We start from the raw sequence: 16093 nt of genomic DNA on the forward strand, positions 1-16093 counted from the left end.
GTATTTTCGCACCTCTATAATTAAAAAGTGCTTCTGAATCGGCTTGCAGCGCTCTTGTCTCGGCGCTATATACCGCCCCCACTGGTCGCGGAGTGTAGCGCAGCCTGGTAGCGCACGTCGTTCGGGACGACGGGGTCGGAGGTTCGAATCCTCTCACTCCGACCAGTGTTTTACGATTCATGCCTATCATCACATTGGCGATGGATTTGATTACGCAATCTATCCCAGCTCCAAACTGCTGACTGCCCACAAGCGGCTAGAGCAATTTCCTCCGTTCAAAAATGATAAAAAGCGCATAAAAAAAGACCAGTGCCCGCCCCTGGACACTGGTCTAGGCACCGAATACAGGCTGTTATTGTGTTTCAGCCTTCGGTTAAGCTTGGTTCGATATTCGGCTGAACGACAGGCGTTGGCAACTCATCCAAAGCTGCAAGCTCGCTCGCGCAGGCTGAGGCAGCGCCTTTGACAGCTTCAATACCTGCAAACGTTGCCCAGCCACCCTTTTCGATGAGTTCGGCCCGCTTCCAGGACGACTCTTTTTTCAGCGTGTCGAAGTGAGACCTTGCATCTGGAGCAGAAGCGAATTTATTGACACAAAGCGAAGCGACGATATCGGTACGTGCTTCTTTGGCTGCAGTATCCACAGCCGCCTGAGCCGATCCGCCAGTCACCCATCCGCCCCAGCCAAAGCCGAGAATCATAGTTGCAACTGCCCCGACCGCCACGCCATATATCGCTGGTTTTGTCCAAACTGGAAACTGCATTCTTCACTCCCTTTTGATTATTTATGCCTCTAGCATTGCGCATAATGACGAAGGGATCAACACAATATGTTACATTATGTAAATTTTCTCGACCAATATTCATTTAGTCACGCGCCCCAAACCCGTGGAATTTAAAATAGTTTTTCAGCAACTATAGATAATTCATAGCCAAATAAAATTTCTTGTGAATTGAGCAGCCCAATCCCTTAATAAATCAAAACACCAATGCAGTGAGGATAATTGAAAAGCCTCTTAGCTATTTTTTTCTAATCTTTGCCATGTGGATATATTGCTTTCATTTTTTCCGGCACAGGAATGAACCAGCGGAAATGTACAATCCTCCCAACCTTCCCAAAGGGCTTGTCACGACCAATGCACGTCACTGTTGCATTTCGACAGCATGAGACTGTCTCTATAGTTTTGCGGGAATTCTCGTCGTAAATTCGCTCGCTCGCGAAGAGTCATTCCGCATCCCTAGATGTGAGCTTTCAGGAGGTTGTCCATTCGGAGCGGATTTAGGAGACTGGAGTTACCACACCTCAGTTTTCCAGGATCGCTCCGAATGAACATTCATAAGAATGCCCGACTGACCCCGTTGCGTCGAGAGGAAATGGCTGTCGCGGTTCTTTGCGGTGCGCTGACCAAGGCAGAAGCCGGCCGCGTTTATGCCGTTTCGCTCAAGATCGTGTCGCGCTGGGTCAAACGCTTCGAACAGGGTGGGCGTGCCCAGATGATCGATCGCTCGTCGCGCCCGCAAAACAGTCCACAGCAGACAGATCAGGCGCTGGCGCAGCGTATCATCACGCTTCGCCGCCAGCGCCTGACTGGCAAGCACATTGCTCTCGAAACGGGCGTCTCGCCCGCTACCGTCAGCCGTATCCTGCGGCGCGCAAAGCTCTCGCGGATGAAGGACATTGAACCGGCCGAACCGGTGGTGCGCTACCAGTATAGTGAGCCAGGTGGCCTGATCCATCTCGATATCAAGCGGCTAGGCCGTTTCGAACGGGTCGGTCACCGCATCACCGGTGACCGCAAAGGGCAGAGCAACTCACGTGGTGTCGGCTGGGAATACGTTCACGTCTGCATCGACGACGCCTCCCGCATCGCCTTCACAGATATCTTGCCCGACGAGAAGGCCGTCAGCGCCATTGCCTTTCTCAAGGCGGCGGTCACCTACTACAAGCACCTCGGCGTCACCGTCACACGCGTCATGACCGACAACGGCTCATGCTACAAAGCCAAGGACTTTGCAAAGGCCTGCAAGGCGCTCGGTCTCAAGCATATCCGAACCAAACCCTATACGCCCCAAACCAACGGCAAGGCCGAACGCTTCATCCAGACAGCCTTGCGAGAATGGGCCTATGCACGTGCCTATCCTTCGTCAGAGCTCCGCAAAGCCCATCTCCCACAGTGGACGCATATGTACAATTGGCATCGCCCGCACGGCAGCCTAAAATCACAAACACCCATCAGTCGACTCAGTCTAAACTGGGACAACCTCTTGAGGCTCCACAGCTAGAGCAAGTTTTGTTTATATAGAGTCATTCTGCCGGAGGGAATTCGTGGACAAGATCGAGGGGTTTAGCGAGGGCGATGTTTATCCATCGGACGAGACTGAAGCCCGATGGAGTTGGCCAGAATTCACCCGGCAGAATGACTCTATATAAACAAAACTTGCTCTAGGGATGCGCGGTGCAGATTATTGGGCGTGCCGTTTATGCCGGATGGCGTCTGCAATGAAAACTCGGGATAGTGCGTGATAAAGCGGCTCGTGTGATATTAAGCGGGCCGTTCCGTACCCAAGCATGGCCGTACACATCAAGGCTATTACACTATTCTGACTGCCCGTCATTTCAAGGATGATCACAAAGGCAGTCATTGGCGCTTGCACAACGCCTGCGAAATAACCTGCCATGCCCAATATTGCCGCCAACCCGATATTGCTTCCTACCAATTGGCCAATAGCGCTTCCAATTCCAGCGCCGACCGACAATGACGGTGCAAAAATTCCGCCTGGTATACCAGAGATCATGGATAAAAGCCCCGCTACAAGCTTTGCTATCCAGTAGTACCAAGGCAGCGGCACACCCTCGACAGCGCTTCGAGCCTGCTCATATCCGGTTCCGTAGGTTGCTCCTTGCGAAACGATCCCAATGACTGCAACAATTAACCCACATGCACCAGCAACCAGCATCATTCTATAAAGGGGCGCGGAAACGGCCCATCGCTTGATTCTTCTTGTAGCCCTGAGAGCAACGGCACTGAACAACGCGCCGCAAGTGCCCCCACCGATGCCGCAGACAATCACCAGAAACCAATCTGAGAAATGCGCCGTGACGCCATTGTCACCAAAATAAGTATAGTTTCCCGCAAGCCCGATGGCAGCTAGACCGGAAATAATAACCGCGGTCAGCACAAGTCCGTTTGCCCGGGATTCGTAAGACCTGCCCATTTCTTCGATTGCAAACACAATGCCTGCCAACGGCGTGTTGAAAGCAGCCGCGACCCCCGCTGCTGATCCAGCGACTATCAGGCCGCGAGCGTGAGCCATGCCGCCCCAGCGCGCAGCCTGCAACATCAGCGAAGCGCCAATCTGCACTGTTGGCCCTTCCCTTCCGATGGATGCTCCGCAAAACAATCCTACGACGGTGAGAAAAATCTTTCCAAATACCATCTTCAAGGACAACAACCGCGACCGATCTTCATCGTCAGTCAGATGCCTTGCGGCTATTGCCTGCGGTATCCCGCTGCCTTGTGAATTGGGGAAAAGGCGAAGCGCTATGAACAGGCAGAATATAAAGCCTATGGGCGTAATGATTAACGGCAGATATTGCGCTGGACCACCATATCCTACCATGGACATGAAAAGATGCTGTGCAAGGTCGGCAAGTTTTGCGAAAATGACGCTTACTATCCCTATAGCAAGTGCGCCTGCCCAGAATATAAGCCTCGGCCGCCAAACTCTGACATTGCCCCACATTGCTCTGGATCGACGGAAGACTGAGTACTTTCGGTACATGGGACGCACAGGATTGGCCTAAGCTTTCTCGTTCGGAATGCCGTCTGCTACCACGATGACCGACTGACTTCAAATACGGAGCTGATTTCGGAGTTCATTCCCGTCAAGATCGCAAATGCCTGAATGCGACAAAGCATCCCGAGAATGAGACAGCACTAACTGGGCAATTCTTCCCCAGACTCTTTGGCCTTCTTTAGGGTCAATAGCGCACTGCACCTCCGGCATGCCCCACCCGGCTTTAATTGCCTTCTGGTGAACTGCATACATTTCTTTTGAAGAAACCCTGTCGAGGAACCGGTTTCGCATTTTCTCCCGGTATTCCATCTCGCGCTGCTTCTCGTCTTCGTGAGCGCCGCCCCATCCTCCAGGATGGGACAGCGCTGATTCCGCGTCGTCAATTCCAAGTCTGGCTGTTATACCAGTCATCGACATCGCGCTTGGCGTCGTCTTTGGCTTTGCCATAACGTTCTTGAATTTTGCCTTCCAGTTGGTCTCTCTTGCCTGCGATGACATCTAAATCGTCGTCAGTGAGTTTGCCCCATTGCTCCTTGACCTTGCCTTTGATCTGCTTCCAGTTGCCTTCCACCCGGTTCCATTCCATGACTTTCCTCCTTGTTGGTAATGCAAACCAACGTGAGAACTGCACAAAGGGTTCCCTGGTTTAAGCTGACTTGGTCGGGCGGCAGACTCTCGGCCCCTTCAGCCGATTTAACACCTGCACCAAGAGCCCCGGCAATCCCGAAATATTTCAAACATTAATGTGACTTGATAATTGCCGACTGATGTACCATCATGTCTGCATGCTTGATTTCATTCTCATAGTCGGCTGCATTGGCGCAACATGGTTGGGTTGCCTCTACTTTCCACGAAACCTCCAGTAAGGTCGTGGAAAGAGGAAAGAAGGTTCTTAGCTTGCAATAAACCTGTAGCCCACACCCGGCTCCGTTCGAATAAAATGCGGCTGGTTCGGGTCCTCCTCAATCTTGGCGCGTAATTGCCCCACAAACACCCGCAAATAGTGCAAATCTTCCAAATGCGCCGCGCCCCAGACTGACGCCAGAAGTTGGCGATGTGTAACTACCAACCCCGGATGAAGGACCAGATGCACCAGCAGTTGATATTCCTTGCGGGTCAAGTGCACTTCCTCGCCATTCAGCGTAACAACGCGTTTTACCATGTCCACAACGAGGCCATTGCTTTCGAATATCGAGGGCACACTGGCGCCAGCGGCCTTCTGCCGTAAAGCTGTCCGTACACGAGCTAGCAGCTCACCAATTCCAAACGGCTTTTCGACGTAATCATTTGCGCCAAGATCAAGCGCTGCGATCTTTTCAGCCTCGCGATCACGCGCGGATAAAACAATGATCGGCACTTCGGAAAAGGCTCTTACTGTCCGTATGACTTCCTTGCCGTCCTTGTCCGGCAGTCCAAGATCAAGAATGACGAGATCCGGCGCACTGGTCGCGATCATTCGTTCCGCATCGGCGGCAGTCGCTGCGGCCATGACATCATAGCCGGATGCGGTCAGAGCAGGATGCAGGAACCGCTGTATTTGCGGCTCGTCATCGACGACCAGAATGCGGTTCTCGTTCATCAGCTTGCAGCCTCGCTTCCGGCATTTTCATAGGTGGGAAGACTAATGACGAACCGTGTGCCACGTTTTCGAATGGCCGGACTTTCCGCCTTGATTGTTCCACCCATTGTCTCGACAAATCCACGGGCAATAGAAAGTCCAAGCCCCGTCCCCGCAGCTCTGCCGTCACTTTTTACACGCCGGTAGAACTTTTCAAAAATGCGATCGAGGTCTTTTTCGGGAATGCCCTTTCCCTGATCGGTCACACTGATGATAACGCGCCCCGCATCATTCTTGGCATAGACGGCAATCGGGCTGTCCCCGCCATATTTGGCGGCATTGTCCAAAAGATTAAACAGGACCTGACCAAGCAATCCGGAATCACCGCTGGCAACGGCAAGATCTGTGGCAATACTTGTATCGATTGCGATCCCGGGCTTGAGCCGTTTCATTCGCTCAATCGCCGAAGCAATGACATCCGCCGCGTCGACCGGACTGCTTTTGACTTTCAGCGTTCCAGCCTCGATACGCGTCATGTCGAAAAGATTAGATACAAACCGGGTAAGCCGACCCGCCTCCTCTTCAATGGAAAGCAACAGGTCGTCGCGGCTGTCCTGCTTCATCTTGCTTCCGAGTTGCCGCAGGGTTGTTACCGCTCCGGTGATTGATGCAAGCGGCGTTTTCAGATCATGCGACAGCGAGGAGAACAAGGCTGTATGCAGCTTTTCGCTTTCCTGTAGCGCCGCCGTCTTGGCATTTTCACGCATGAGCAAAGCGCGGTCGATGGCTATCGCAGTCTGATCCAGAATAGCCGTCAATTTACGATCTTCGTTTTCGCTCAGCGAACCCGAATGGTTTGCCATGGAAATGCCGGTTACGCCCGCAACGCCATGGGATGCGACTATGGGTAGAAATTGCCACGAAATTTGCGGCAGCGTTGCCGTATCGTGCCCAGCACGTTCATTCTTGTCGAAAGCCCATCGCGCAGCCGTCATATCCGTGCTATCGAGCACCATATCCGGCGGCCATGCGGCCTGAAGGAGCAGTTCGTCGTCTTCAGGCAAAAGGATCACCACCCCGGTTTCCAGTGTCGCGTGAAGATGCATGGCACCGGCCACCAGAACATCGTCAAGCCGTGCTGTACCGGAAAGTTTGCGGGAGAATTCGTAAAGCGCCAGCGTACTCTTCGCCTGATTGCGCGAACGGGCAACCTGATCGCGCAGGCGCCCGGCCAGATCGCCTATCATGAGCGCTACTGCGAGGAAAATGATCAATGAGACCAGCTGATGCGGTTTGGCAATGCTCAGATTGTGGACTGGTTCGATGAAGAAATAATTATACAGGACAAAAGACAGGCCCGCCGCAATGATGGCTGCAAAGCGACCGCTCGACATTGCCGAGAGGATGACGGCAACAAGATAGAGCATCGACAGGTTTTGCAGATGAACAATACTGCTTGCACCAAGTCCCAGCAATGTTGTTGCCGCAGTCGCCAAGACAGGGATGGCGATGGATTTCGCCAGTTCAGCTCTTGAGCGTCGTTGGGGAGGTGGCGCGACGTAAGCCGTATCATCCTCATTGCCGGTAACGATGTGCACACTGACATCGGTGAGGCGCTTCATTATCTCATCAGGCAGGGAACGTCTGAACGGATTCGAAAAGGCCTTGCCCCTCGGACGTCCCAACACCACTTGCGTGATATTCTCGCGGCGGGACAATCGATGGATTTCCTCGACGAAATCCCGCGCGATGACACGGCGGGTCTCAGCCCCAAGCCTTTCGGCCATGTCCAAAATCTTGTCGATGCGTTGGCTCGCGGCAACATCCATGCCAGCAGTGCTGGCATTGGTCAGCGAGACAACAAGCCAGCGCGCATTGAGACCCGAAGCCAGGCGGCTGGCCGTGCGCACGACCTTTTCCGACAGGCTATCCGGCCCCACACACACCAGCAATCGTTCTCCAGAAGCCCATGGCCCCTCAATTGCATTTTGCCGCAACAGATCAATCATCTGATCGTCAACGCGGTCAGCAGTGCGGCGCAGTGCGAGTTCGCGCAGCGCGGTTAGATTCTCCGGCTTGAAAAACCCTTCGGCAGCGCGCTCCGCATTGCCGGGAAGATATATCTTACCCTCTTTCAGTCGAGCAATGAGTTCAGCGGGAGGCAGATCGACAAGCAGCACGTCGTCGGCGCGCTTGATAACAATATCGGGCACGGTTTCCCGCACTTTCACACCGGTGATATTTGTCACCAGATCAGACAGACTTTCCAGATGCTGAACATTCATTGCCGTCCAGACATCGATACCGTGCCAGATCAGTTCTTCAATGTCCTGGTGGCGTTTGGGATGACGGCTGCCGGGCGCATTGGTATGGGCAATCTCGTCGAGCACCAGCACTTTGGGCTTGCGCGCCAGTGCGGCATCCAGATCGAACTCTTCGAGCGGGCGACCACGGTAGTCGATTTGCTTGCGCGGAAGCACTTCGAGACCTTCGAGCAACTCTGCGGTTTCACCGCGCCCATGAGTCTCGGCAAGACCGATGACAATATCCACGCCATCTTCCTTGAGCCTGCGCGCGCGCTGGAGCATGGCATAGGTCTTGCCTACGCCCGGTGCAGCGCCAAGGAATACAGTAAGCTTGCCGCGTTTTTCACGTGCGGCAAGCTCCAGCAATCTGTCAGGGTCAGGTCGGTGACCGTACTCGGCCATAAATGCCTCGGGGTTACTTCTTCAGATCATCGAGTGCCAGGTTCAACGCGAGAACGTTTACCCTAACTTCACCGAATATACCAAGGATAGCTTGCCGCGTGTTGGCTTTGACCTGTTGAGAAACCACTTCCGGAGACAAGCCGCGGGCGTGAGCCACACGTGTAACCTGAAGCATTGCATAGTCTACCGAAATATCCGGATCGAGACCGGAGGCGGAGCTGGTCACCGCATCGGCTGGAATAGCAGCCGTTACGCCGGATGCTTTTAACGATTCGACCGAGTTTTTCACACGATCAACAAGTTCTGCCGATGTCGGGCCAAGGTTCGAGCCGCTTGAAGCAGCTGCGTTATAGGGATCAGGACCGGTTGCTGACGGGCGCGGCCAGAAATAGATGTCGCTGGTAAAGTTCTGGCCGATCAGGGTGGAGCCAACAACGACATCACCGCGTTTTATCTGGCTGGAATTTGCCTGCGCCGCAAACAGGGTCTGGCCAATCCCCGTCATCGCAAGCGGGTAAAGCAATCCCGTAGCGATTGTGAGAATGAGCGTAAGTACGATTGCCGGTCTAAGTTGAGTGAGCATCGCAGTTTCCTTCAAACGAGATTGAGTGCGGCGACAATTACATCGATCGCCTTGATGCCAACAAAGGGCACCAGTAGTCCGCCAAGGCCGTAAACCAGAAGGTTGCGACGCAAGAGAGCAGAAGCACCGACTGGCTTGTATGAGACACCTTTAAGCGCCAGCGGTATAAGCGCAATAATGATGAGCGCGTTGAAGATCACCGCCGAAAGGATTGCTGATTGTGGCGAGTGCAGTCCCATGATGTTCAGCGCGTTGAGCTGGGGATAGCTTACGACAAACAGCGCCGGAATGATTGCAAAGTACTTTGCCACGTCATTGGCGATCGAAAACGTTGTCAACGAGCCGCGTGTCATGAGGATTTGCTTCCCGATTTCGACGATCTCAATGAGCTTGGTCGGGCTTGAATCAAGATCGACCATATTGCCCGCTTCACGCGCAGCCTGCGTGCCGGACTGCATCGCAACCCCGACATCTGCCTGCGCCAGCGCCGGCGCATCATTGGTGCCATCACCGCACATGGCGATAAGCCGTCCGCCCTGTTGCTCCTTGCGGATATAGGCGAGCTTTTGTTCCGGCGTTGCTTCAGCCATGAAATCGTCGACACCCGCTTCAGAAGCAATCGCGGCGGCAGTGACAGGATTGTCACCTGTGACCATAACCGTCTTGATCCCCATGGACCGCAGGGCGGCAAAGCGCTCCTTGATATCTGGTTTAACGACGTCTTTCAGATGGATCACCCCAAGCAAATTTCCATTATGGGCCACGCCAAGTGGTGTTCCGCCTGCACGCGCTATTGAATCAACGGCCTTCTGGAAACTCGGAGGTGCAGTATCTTTTGTCAGACCTGCAACGTTCAAGATCGCGTCTATCGCGCCTTTACGGATTTGATCCTGGCCGATATCAACCCCGGAAATACGGGTCTGCGCTGCGAAGGGAATAAAAGTCGCATCCTTGCCATCAAGCACCGCATTTGACAGCCCGTAATCGGCCTGCGCCAATGCCACGATGGAGCGGCCTTCCGCTGTCTCATCGGAGAGCGAGGCTTGAAGCGCCGCATTTGCAAGCGCTTCCTCGGCAATGCCAGCAACCGGGATAAACTCGGTTGCCATACGATTGCCGAATGTAATCGTCCCGGTCTTGTCGAGTAAAAGCGTATCCACATCGCCAGCCGCTTCCACTGCCCTGCCCGAAGTCGCTATCACGTTGAAACCGATGAGCCGATCCATTCCCGCAATGCCGATTGCAGACAGCAGACCGCCGATTGTCGTCGGAATAAGCGTTACAAACAGCGCTGCAAGCACGGTAACAGTCATGATCGTACCGGAATAGGCAGCAAGGCCCGAAACAGTCACAACGGCGATAAGAAACACCAATGTCAAACCGGAAAGCAGAATCGATAGCGCTATTTCATTTGGCGTCTTCTGCCTTTCTGCGCCTTCGATCAGGGCGATCATGCGATCAACGAAGGTTTCACCGGGCTTTGTTGTAATGCGCACAACAAGCCAGTCGGATAGCACCTGTGTGCCGCCTGTTACCGCCGAACGATCACCACCGGACTCGCGGATAACCGGCGCGGACTCGCCCGTGATGGCACTTTCATTCACCGAGGCAACGCCTTCGACGATTTCACCATCTCCGGGCACAAGATCATTGACCTCGATATAGACGAGATCGCCGACTTTCAGGCTCGTCGCTGGCACGACATCATAATCTTTTCCATTGGCAGATTTCAGCCGCTTCGCCACGAGGTCGGATTTCGTGCGCTTCAAACTGTCTGCCTGCGCCTTGCCGCGACCTTCTGCTATTGCCTCCGAAAAGGTCGCAAAAATGACGGTGAACCAAAGCCAGGCGGCGATCTGTCCAGAAAACAATGGTGTTCCGGTACCGCTTATCATGTCGCGCAGCCAGAGAAGCGTCACCATTGCAGCGACAACTTCCGTGGTGAAGATAACCGGGTTGTGCACCAGTTTCATGGGATTGAGCTTGATGAGCGATCCCTTCAGTGCCTGAAGCAGAATGGCACTGTCGAACATGGATATTGATTTTGCCTTTGAAGACATTTTGCAGATCCTTAGAGCAATTCCAGCAAAAGTGTGAAACGGTTTTGCGTCCGGAAATTGCGTTAAAACAAAGAATTAGAACGTCTGACCGGAGAGCATCAGGAAATGCTCAACGATGGGACCAAGGGCGAGAGCAGGGAAAAACTGCAGACCGCCAAGAATGATGATGATGCCAATCAGCAAGCCAACGAAAAGTGGACCATCGGTCGGGAATGTTCCGGCTGAAGCGGGAACCTTCTGCTTGCCGACGAGCGATCCTGCGATTGCAAGAACCGGTACGATATAGGCGAAGCGACCAAGCAGCATGGCTATGCCAAGTGTCGTGTTATACCAGATTGAATTGGCCGTCAGACCGGCAAAAGCCGAGCCGTTATTGCCCGCAGCGGACGAATAGGCATAAAGGATTTCCGATAGACCGTGCGGCCCCTTGTTGAGCAGTCCGGCAAGGCCTACCGGCAATATTGCCGAGAGTGCCGTAAAGCCCAGAATTGCCAAAGGCAGAACAAGAACAGCCAGCATCGCGAACTTCATCTCTCTCGACTCGATCTTCTTGCCGAGAAATTCGGGGGTACGGCCAACCATCAATCCTGCAACAAACACTGCAAGGATTGCAAAGATCACCATGCCATAAAGCCCAGAGCCGACACCACCCGGCAAGACTTCACCAAGCTGCATAAGAAACATCGGAACAAGGCCGCCAAGCGGTGTCAGCGATGCGTGCATCGAGTTCACGCCGCCATTGGAAAGGCCGGTTGTCACAGCAGCGTAAAGCGCAGTACCCGCCGGACCGAAGCGCATCTCCTTGCCTTCCATGTTCCCCTGCAAAGGGTCCACGCCCAGCTGGGTCAGAATGGGATTGCCATTCGTCTCAGCCCAATAAACTGCTCCAATACCGATAATGAGAAGGATCGCCATGGCAGATAGCAGCGCCCAGGCCTGACGGCGATTGCCGGTTATCTGGCCGAATGCGTATACCATTGCCGATGACACAACGAGCATCGAGAAAACAGCGAGGTAATTCGAGAATGCGTTGGGGTTTTCAAATGGGTGCGAGGCATTGACGTTGAAGAAACCGCCGCCATTGGTACCAAGCTGCTTTATAGCTTCCTGGCTGGCGACCGGCCCGGTTGAAATGACCTGCTTGGCGCCTTCCAGCGTCGTCGCAGTAAACGATCCATCAAGCGTTTGGGGCATGCCAAGCGCGATGAAAAGAAGCGCAACAATGACGGCAAGCGGCAGCAGCACATAGAGTGTGGCTCTGGTCATATCGACCCAAAAATTGCCCAGCGTTGTCATGTTTGAACGCACGAACGCGCGAGACAAGGCAACGGCGATTGCCATGCCAGTTGCGGCAGACAGGAAGTTCTGCACGGTGAGTCCCGCCATCTGGCTGAAATGACTCATCGTGGTTTCACCGCCATAGGATTGCCAGTTGGTGTTGGTGACGAAGCTGACCGCCGTGTTGAAGGCAAGATCAGGTGCAACGCCAGGAAACCCTTGCGGATTGAGCGGCAGGATGTCCTGTAGTCTCAATATGCCGTAGAGAGTGAGAAAGCCCGCAATGCTGAAAAGCAAGACACCGAAAGCATAGGCCATCCAGCTCTGCTCGCGGTTCTGATCTATTCCAGCGACAGCATAAAATGCCCCTTCAACGGGCTTGAGAACCGGCGAAAGAAATGTTCTTTCTCCGGCAAAAACATGGCTCATGTAAAGACCAAGCGGCTTGATCGCCAAAAGAACGGCGAGCAGCGTCAGGCTGATTTGCAGCCATCCGACAAGTGTCATTGGTAGTCTCCGAAATGGAAAATGGGGAATTCAGCGAAGCCGAAAAATCGTTCAGGGTGAGCCGAAAATGGTAGGGTTTGAGAACCGGAGCGGAGCGTACTTCTTTGTACGTGAGCACTGGATCGCAGAATCATGCCATTTGCAGGCCATCCTGAACGATTTTCAAGCCGCTAGAAGCGCTCGGGCGCGACAAGCGTCACGACCAAATAAGCGCAAAGCCCGGCGGCAACACCAAGGCCCAGAACAAGCTCAAACACGGCTCAATGCCTGTGCGTAAAGGCCAAGAAGCAGCAAAATACCGCAACCAAGCGCAACGAAGATGAAGTCCAGCATGTCAAATATCCATTTGGTTTCGCTGGACCAAGCATGCGCTTGTCAATGTCAGTTATCGATTGCGAATAGAGACGGTACACATAAGGAAAATATAAGGATTACCCGTCTACTCAACAAAACAACGGGAACGTAATGACATTCCCGTTGTTCTGAACACGGTCAAATTCTCGGTACTTACGAGCTATTTGGACTTTTGGGAGCCCACAAGCTCATCCCATTTCCTGAAAGCAATGACCATCTTGTCAGGCTTCAATGGCAGCTCGATTGGGTTATTGGCAATCAGATCAGCATATTCCGGTCGCCCGAATTGCTTGATAACATCCTGGCTGTGCTGCGGCGCCATGGACAAAGGCACATTTTTCACCGCAGGCCCGGGATAGAGATACCCCTCGTCATAGGAATAAGCCTGTGCTTTTGGCGTTAGCAAAAACGCCATCAGGTCCAGTACAACTGCAACCTTATCTTCAGCTATACCTTTCGGAACGCACATGAAAAAGGCGTCCGATACCCAGTGGAACCCCTTGAGCGTTCCGATTTTTGCAGTTTCCGGCACGATACCCAATGCACGCGGGTTTATGTCCCAACCGGTCGTGCTGATGATGATATCGCGCGAACCTTCGCCGAATTCCTTCATTGTCACGCCGGTTCCGGCCGGATAATAGTCAATATATTGACCAATATCGGCCAGATAGGCCCATGTCTTTTCCCAGCCGTCAACCGGATCGGAGGGGTCCTTATCGCCAAGCAAATAGGGCAATCCCATCATGAATGTACGGCCCGGTCCGGAATTGGTCGGACGGGCATACATGAAGCGGCCGGGATTTTCCCTGGCATAGGCCAGAAGCTCCTCGGCCGTTGTTGGAACCTTCTTCACGCGTTCCGGATCATATTCGAGCAAAGGTCCGGACGGATAGTAATTGATGACAACGCCATAGCCATCACCCTGCGCCTTTAGAAGATTCAATGCGGCAGGCTCATAGTTCTCTTCAAGGTTTGGAAATGTCGAAGAGAAATCCGGAAGAATTTTCATCCAGGTTTCATTGACCAGACCAGCGGCAAGTCCATCGCTTCCCGTCAGAACAAGATCAATATCGACGCGGTTGGCGCTTTGCTGCGCCTTCAGTTTTCCGGCAAGTTCGGTGACCGGCGCTTTGGCGAAAATGATTCGCGATGCGCGTTCGGGATAAGTCTTGGCATATTCCTCAAATGCCGGTTGGCTCAGGGCCAAAGCCCCGCCAACGTCCATCACAGTAATAGTAACTGGCGATGCAGGCAGTGCAGGTGCAGCGGCCCTTGCTCCACCGATACCTGTGACAATGGAAGCCGCCATGCCACCAAGCACTGTGCGGCGATTCAATCGAAAAAAGTCCTGTGTCATCCTATTCCCCTTGTGTTTTTTGAGTTGATTATCAGAAAAACCGTTCTTCCTTGCCGATACGAACCCGCGTCACCTCCATAGCGCCCGACCATTCCACTTCGCTCTCTGCCAAGCTCACACCATGCGCGCCCAAAACCGGAGCAAGCACGCGCAACAGTCTGGTTGATGCCATTTCGACCGCCTGCTCAAAGGTGGCAATGTTCCAGCGGACAAGATTGCGCACTGCATCATCAAGACAAAGCGACGATCCTGCCAATCCTGTCGCATCTCTCTGGCTCACCGTGCCGTCTTGCGCGCGATCAACGCTCATCCCCGCAAAAGGATAAGTCCCTGCCGGAGCAGCGGCGGCGGCAACAGCATCCGTTACCAGCGCAGAACGTTCAAAGCCTTTGGCACGGATCAAGCTTTTCAGCACATGAGCTGGCATGTGAATGCCATCGGCAATGAAGGTGGCAAGTAACCGGTCTTCGGCCAGTTGCGCAAATAGCGGATTGTCCAGCTTGGGTAATATTTGTGGCAAGCCATTGCCAAGATGGGTCGAAAGCCCCGCGCCAGCATCCGCCGCAGCAGTAATGATATGATTACCGGCTGATGAATGACCGATAGAGACAAGCCTGTTACTCGCACGCATCGCTTTTATAAACGCGATCCCGCCATGAACTTCGGGAGCGACAGTCACCAGAAGAATTGGACGCTCGATCATTGTCTGCAATTCCGTGACGAGAGCAGGGTCAGCCGCCATCATGGCATTGGGCGGATGACACCCGGAAAAGCCCTCGGCAGGATTGAGAAATGGGCCCTCAAGGTGATAGCCGGGACACATAAGCGATCCGAGGCGGCTCTCGCGCACCGCCCTGTCCAAGGCCGCGAAACGCACTTCCAGTTCATTGCGGTGTGCAGTGATGATCGTGGGCAGGCAAGTGGTGACCCCCGTTGCCAACATTGCCTCAAGCGCTTGGTCCAATGTTTCAGGTGTGATGCCAGGATCGTTGAAATCAACCCCGGCAAAACCATTCACCTGAATATCGACAAGGCCCCTTGTAATCATGAAAGTCTCGAAGCTGAGGCAGGGTCAAGAAAAAGCACGGTATGGGGGTGATCCTGCACGATTGATGTCGGGTGCATCGGATCAACCTTGCCTTCCACTGCATCCTTCACAGCCTGCGCCTTTCGCTCATCCGGCACGGACAAGATGATAAGCTTGCTTTTCAGTATCTGCCTGATGCTCATTGAAATGGCTTTTTGAGGTACGTCCTCAAGGGTTGGAAACCAGCCCTCGCCCATTTGCTGTTTGCGGCAGGCTTCGTCGAGCGTCACAACAATATAGGGTTCTTCGGTTTCAAAATCGGCGGGCGGATCGTTGAAAGCAAGATGGCAATTTTCACCGATACCGGCAAAACACACGTCAATATCATGACCGGCGATCAACGCACTGATGCGTTTCGCCTCGGCTGCAGCGTCTCCCTCGGCGTTAATTGGATGGAATGCTACCATTCCGTTCAAAGGGTCGACGAACCGTTCTTGCAGATATTTGCGGAAACTTGCTGGATGGGTGATGTCCATTCCCACATATTCGTCGAGATGAAAGGCCGTCACTTTGGTCCAGTCAATATCTTCAGCCGCTACCAGATACTGCAAAACTTCAAACTGGCTGGCCCCTGTGGCCACGATAATCGAAGCTTGACCTTTGGCTGCAATTGCCGCGCGGATTGCTTCTGCCCCCAGCTTGGCCGCCGCCGCCCCCAAAGCAGCCTTGTCGGCTGATTGCCTTATATCGATCATTAATTTAACCCTTTTGGACATGTCGCCAGCTTGCTCTCATAGTAAGCACAGCTTTATATGACACAGCAAGGTATTTTAGAACTTTAAAATTCAAAAATAAAAACAGGC

Annotated in this window: 14 protein-coding genes and 1 tRNA gene; 2 read left to right on the forward strand and 13 right to left on the reverse strand. The window is 53.5% G+C overall.

Going from position 1 to position 16093, the window contains the following annotated elements; all coding sequences use genetic code 11:
• The first annotated feature begins 88 nt into the window (after positions 1 to 88).
• Positions 89 to 165: transfer RNA gene (locus ACYJL1_RS14670), tRNA-Pro, on the forward strand.
• A 197-nt stretch (positions 166 to 362) separates the two neighbouring features.
• Here the strand turns inward: ACYJL1_RS14670 and ACYJL1_RS14675 are convergent.
• Positions 363 to 764 (reverse strand): hypothetical protein, encoded by a 402-nt coding sequence (locus ACYJL1_RS14675; RefSeq protein ID WP_460896072.1) that lies wholly within the window; start codon positions 762 to 764, stop codon positions 363 to 365.
• A gap of 562 nt (positions 765 to 1326) precedes the next feature.
• Here ACYJL1_RS14675 and ACYJL1_RS14680 point away from each other — a divergent pair.
• Positions 1327 to 2283, forward strand: a complete 957-nt coding sequence (locus ACYJL1_RS14680; protein WP_460896073.1) for an IS481 family transposase — start codon at positions 1327 to 1329, stop codon at positions 2281 to 2283.
• A 180-nt stretch (positions 2284 to 2463) separates the two neighbouring features.
• Here ACYJL1_RS14680 and ACYJL1_RS14685 read toward each other — a convergent pair whose 3' ends face one another.
• The 12 genes from ACYJL1_RS14685 to ACYJL1_RS14740 form a co-directional block, all read right to left on the reverse strand.
• Entirely contained in the window at positions 2464 to 3792 is a 1329-nt protein-coding gene (locus tag ACYJL1_RS14685) for a chloride channel protein (protein WP_460896074.1), read from the reverse strand.
• A gap of 60 nt (positions 3793 to 3852) precedes the next feature.
• Entirely contained in the window at positions 3853 to 4209 is a 357-nt protein-coding gene (locus tag ACYJL1_RS14690) for a hypothetical protein (protein WP_460896075.1), read from the reverse strand.
• Entirely contained in the window at positions 4178 to 4384 is a 207-nt protein-coding gene (locus tag ACYJL1_RS14695) for a CsbD family protein (protein ID WP_460896076.1), read from the reverse strand. Before ACYJL1_RS14695 ends, ACYJL1_RS14690 begins: the two co-directional genes overlap by 32 nt.
• A 306-nt stretch (positions 4385 to 4690) precedes the next feature.
• On the reverse strand, positions 4691 to 5377 hold the full coding sequence (locus ACYJL1_RS14700; RefSeq protein WP_460896077.1) for a response regulator: 687 nt from the start codon (positions 5375 to 5377) through the stop codon (positions 4691 to 4693).
• Positions 5377 to 8064 (reverse strand): ATP-binding protein, encoded by a 2688-nt coding sequence (locus tag ACYJL1_RS14705; protein ID WP_460896078.1) that lies wholly within the window; start codon positions 8062 to 8064, stop codon positions 5377 to 5379. Before ACYJL1_RS14705 ends, ACYJL1_RS14700 begins: the two co-directional genes overlap by 1 nt.
• A gap of 13 nt (positions 8065 to 8077) precedes the next feature.
• The gene (kdpC, locus tag ACYJL1_RS14710; RefSeq protein WP_460896079.1) at positions 8078 to 8647 is read right to left on the reverse strand and encodes a potassium-transporting ATPase subunit KdpC; all 570 of its coding nucleotides are present in this window, start codon (positions 8645 to 8647) and stop codon (positions 8078 to 8080) included.
• 11 nt (positions 8648 to 8658) lie between these two features.
• Complete coding sequence (gene kdpB, locus ACYJL1_RS14715) at positions 8659 to 10707, reverse strand: potassium-transporting ATPase subunit KdpB (RefSeq protein WP_460896080.1); 2049 nt, start codon at positions 10705 to 10707, stop codon at positions 8659 to 8661.
• Between the two features lie 75 nt (positions 10708 to 10782).
• Positions 10783 to 12492: a potassium-transporting ATPase subunit KdpA gene (gene kdpA / locus ACYJL1_RS14720; protein WP_460896081.1), complete on the reverse strand. Its 1710-nt coding sequence runs from the start codon at positions 12490 to 12492 to the stop codon at positions 10783 to 10785.
• Positions 12493 to 12662: 170 nt separating this feature from the next.
• Positions 12663 to 12749 carry a potassium-transporting ATPase subunit F gene (locus tag ACYJL1_RS14725; RefSeq protein ID WP_040856540.1) on the reverse strand — a complete coding sequence of 29 codons (87 nt, stop codon included), beginning with the start codon at positions 12747 to 12749 and terminating at the stop codon, positions 12663 to 12665.
• Between the two features lie 257 nt (positions 12750 to 13006).
• Positions 13007 to 14203 (reverse strand): extracellular solute-binding protein, encoded by a 1197-nt coding sequence (locus ACYJL1_RS14730; protein WP_460896082.1) that lies wholly within the window; start codon positions 14201 to 14203, stop codon positions 13007 to 13009.
• Between the two features lie 31 nt (positions 14204 to 14234).
• Positions 14235 to 15251 carry an N-acetylglucosamine-6-phosphate deacetylase gene (locus ACYJL1_RS14735; RefSeq protein WP_460896083.1) on the reverse strand — a complete coding sequence of 339 codons (1017 nt, stop codon included), beginning with the start codon at positions 15249 to 15251 and terminating at the stop codon, positions 14235 to 14237.
• Positions 15248 to 16006 (reverse strand): glucosamine-6-phosphate deaminase, encoded by a 759-nt coding sequence (locus tag ACYJL1_RS14740; RefSeq protein ID WP_460896084.1) that lies wholly within the window; start codon positions 16004 to 16006, stop codon positions 15248 to 15250. Before ACYJL1_RS14740 ends, ACYJL1_RS14735 begins: the two co-directional genes overlap by 4 nt.
• Positions 16007 to 16093 lie beyond the last annotated feature (87 nt).

The organism is Phyllobacterium sp. K27 (assembly GCF_054796155.1).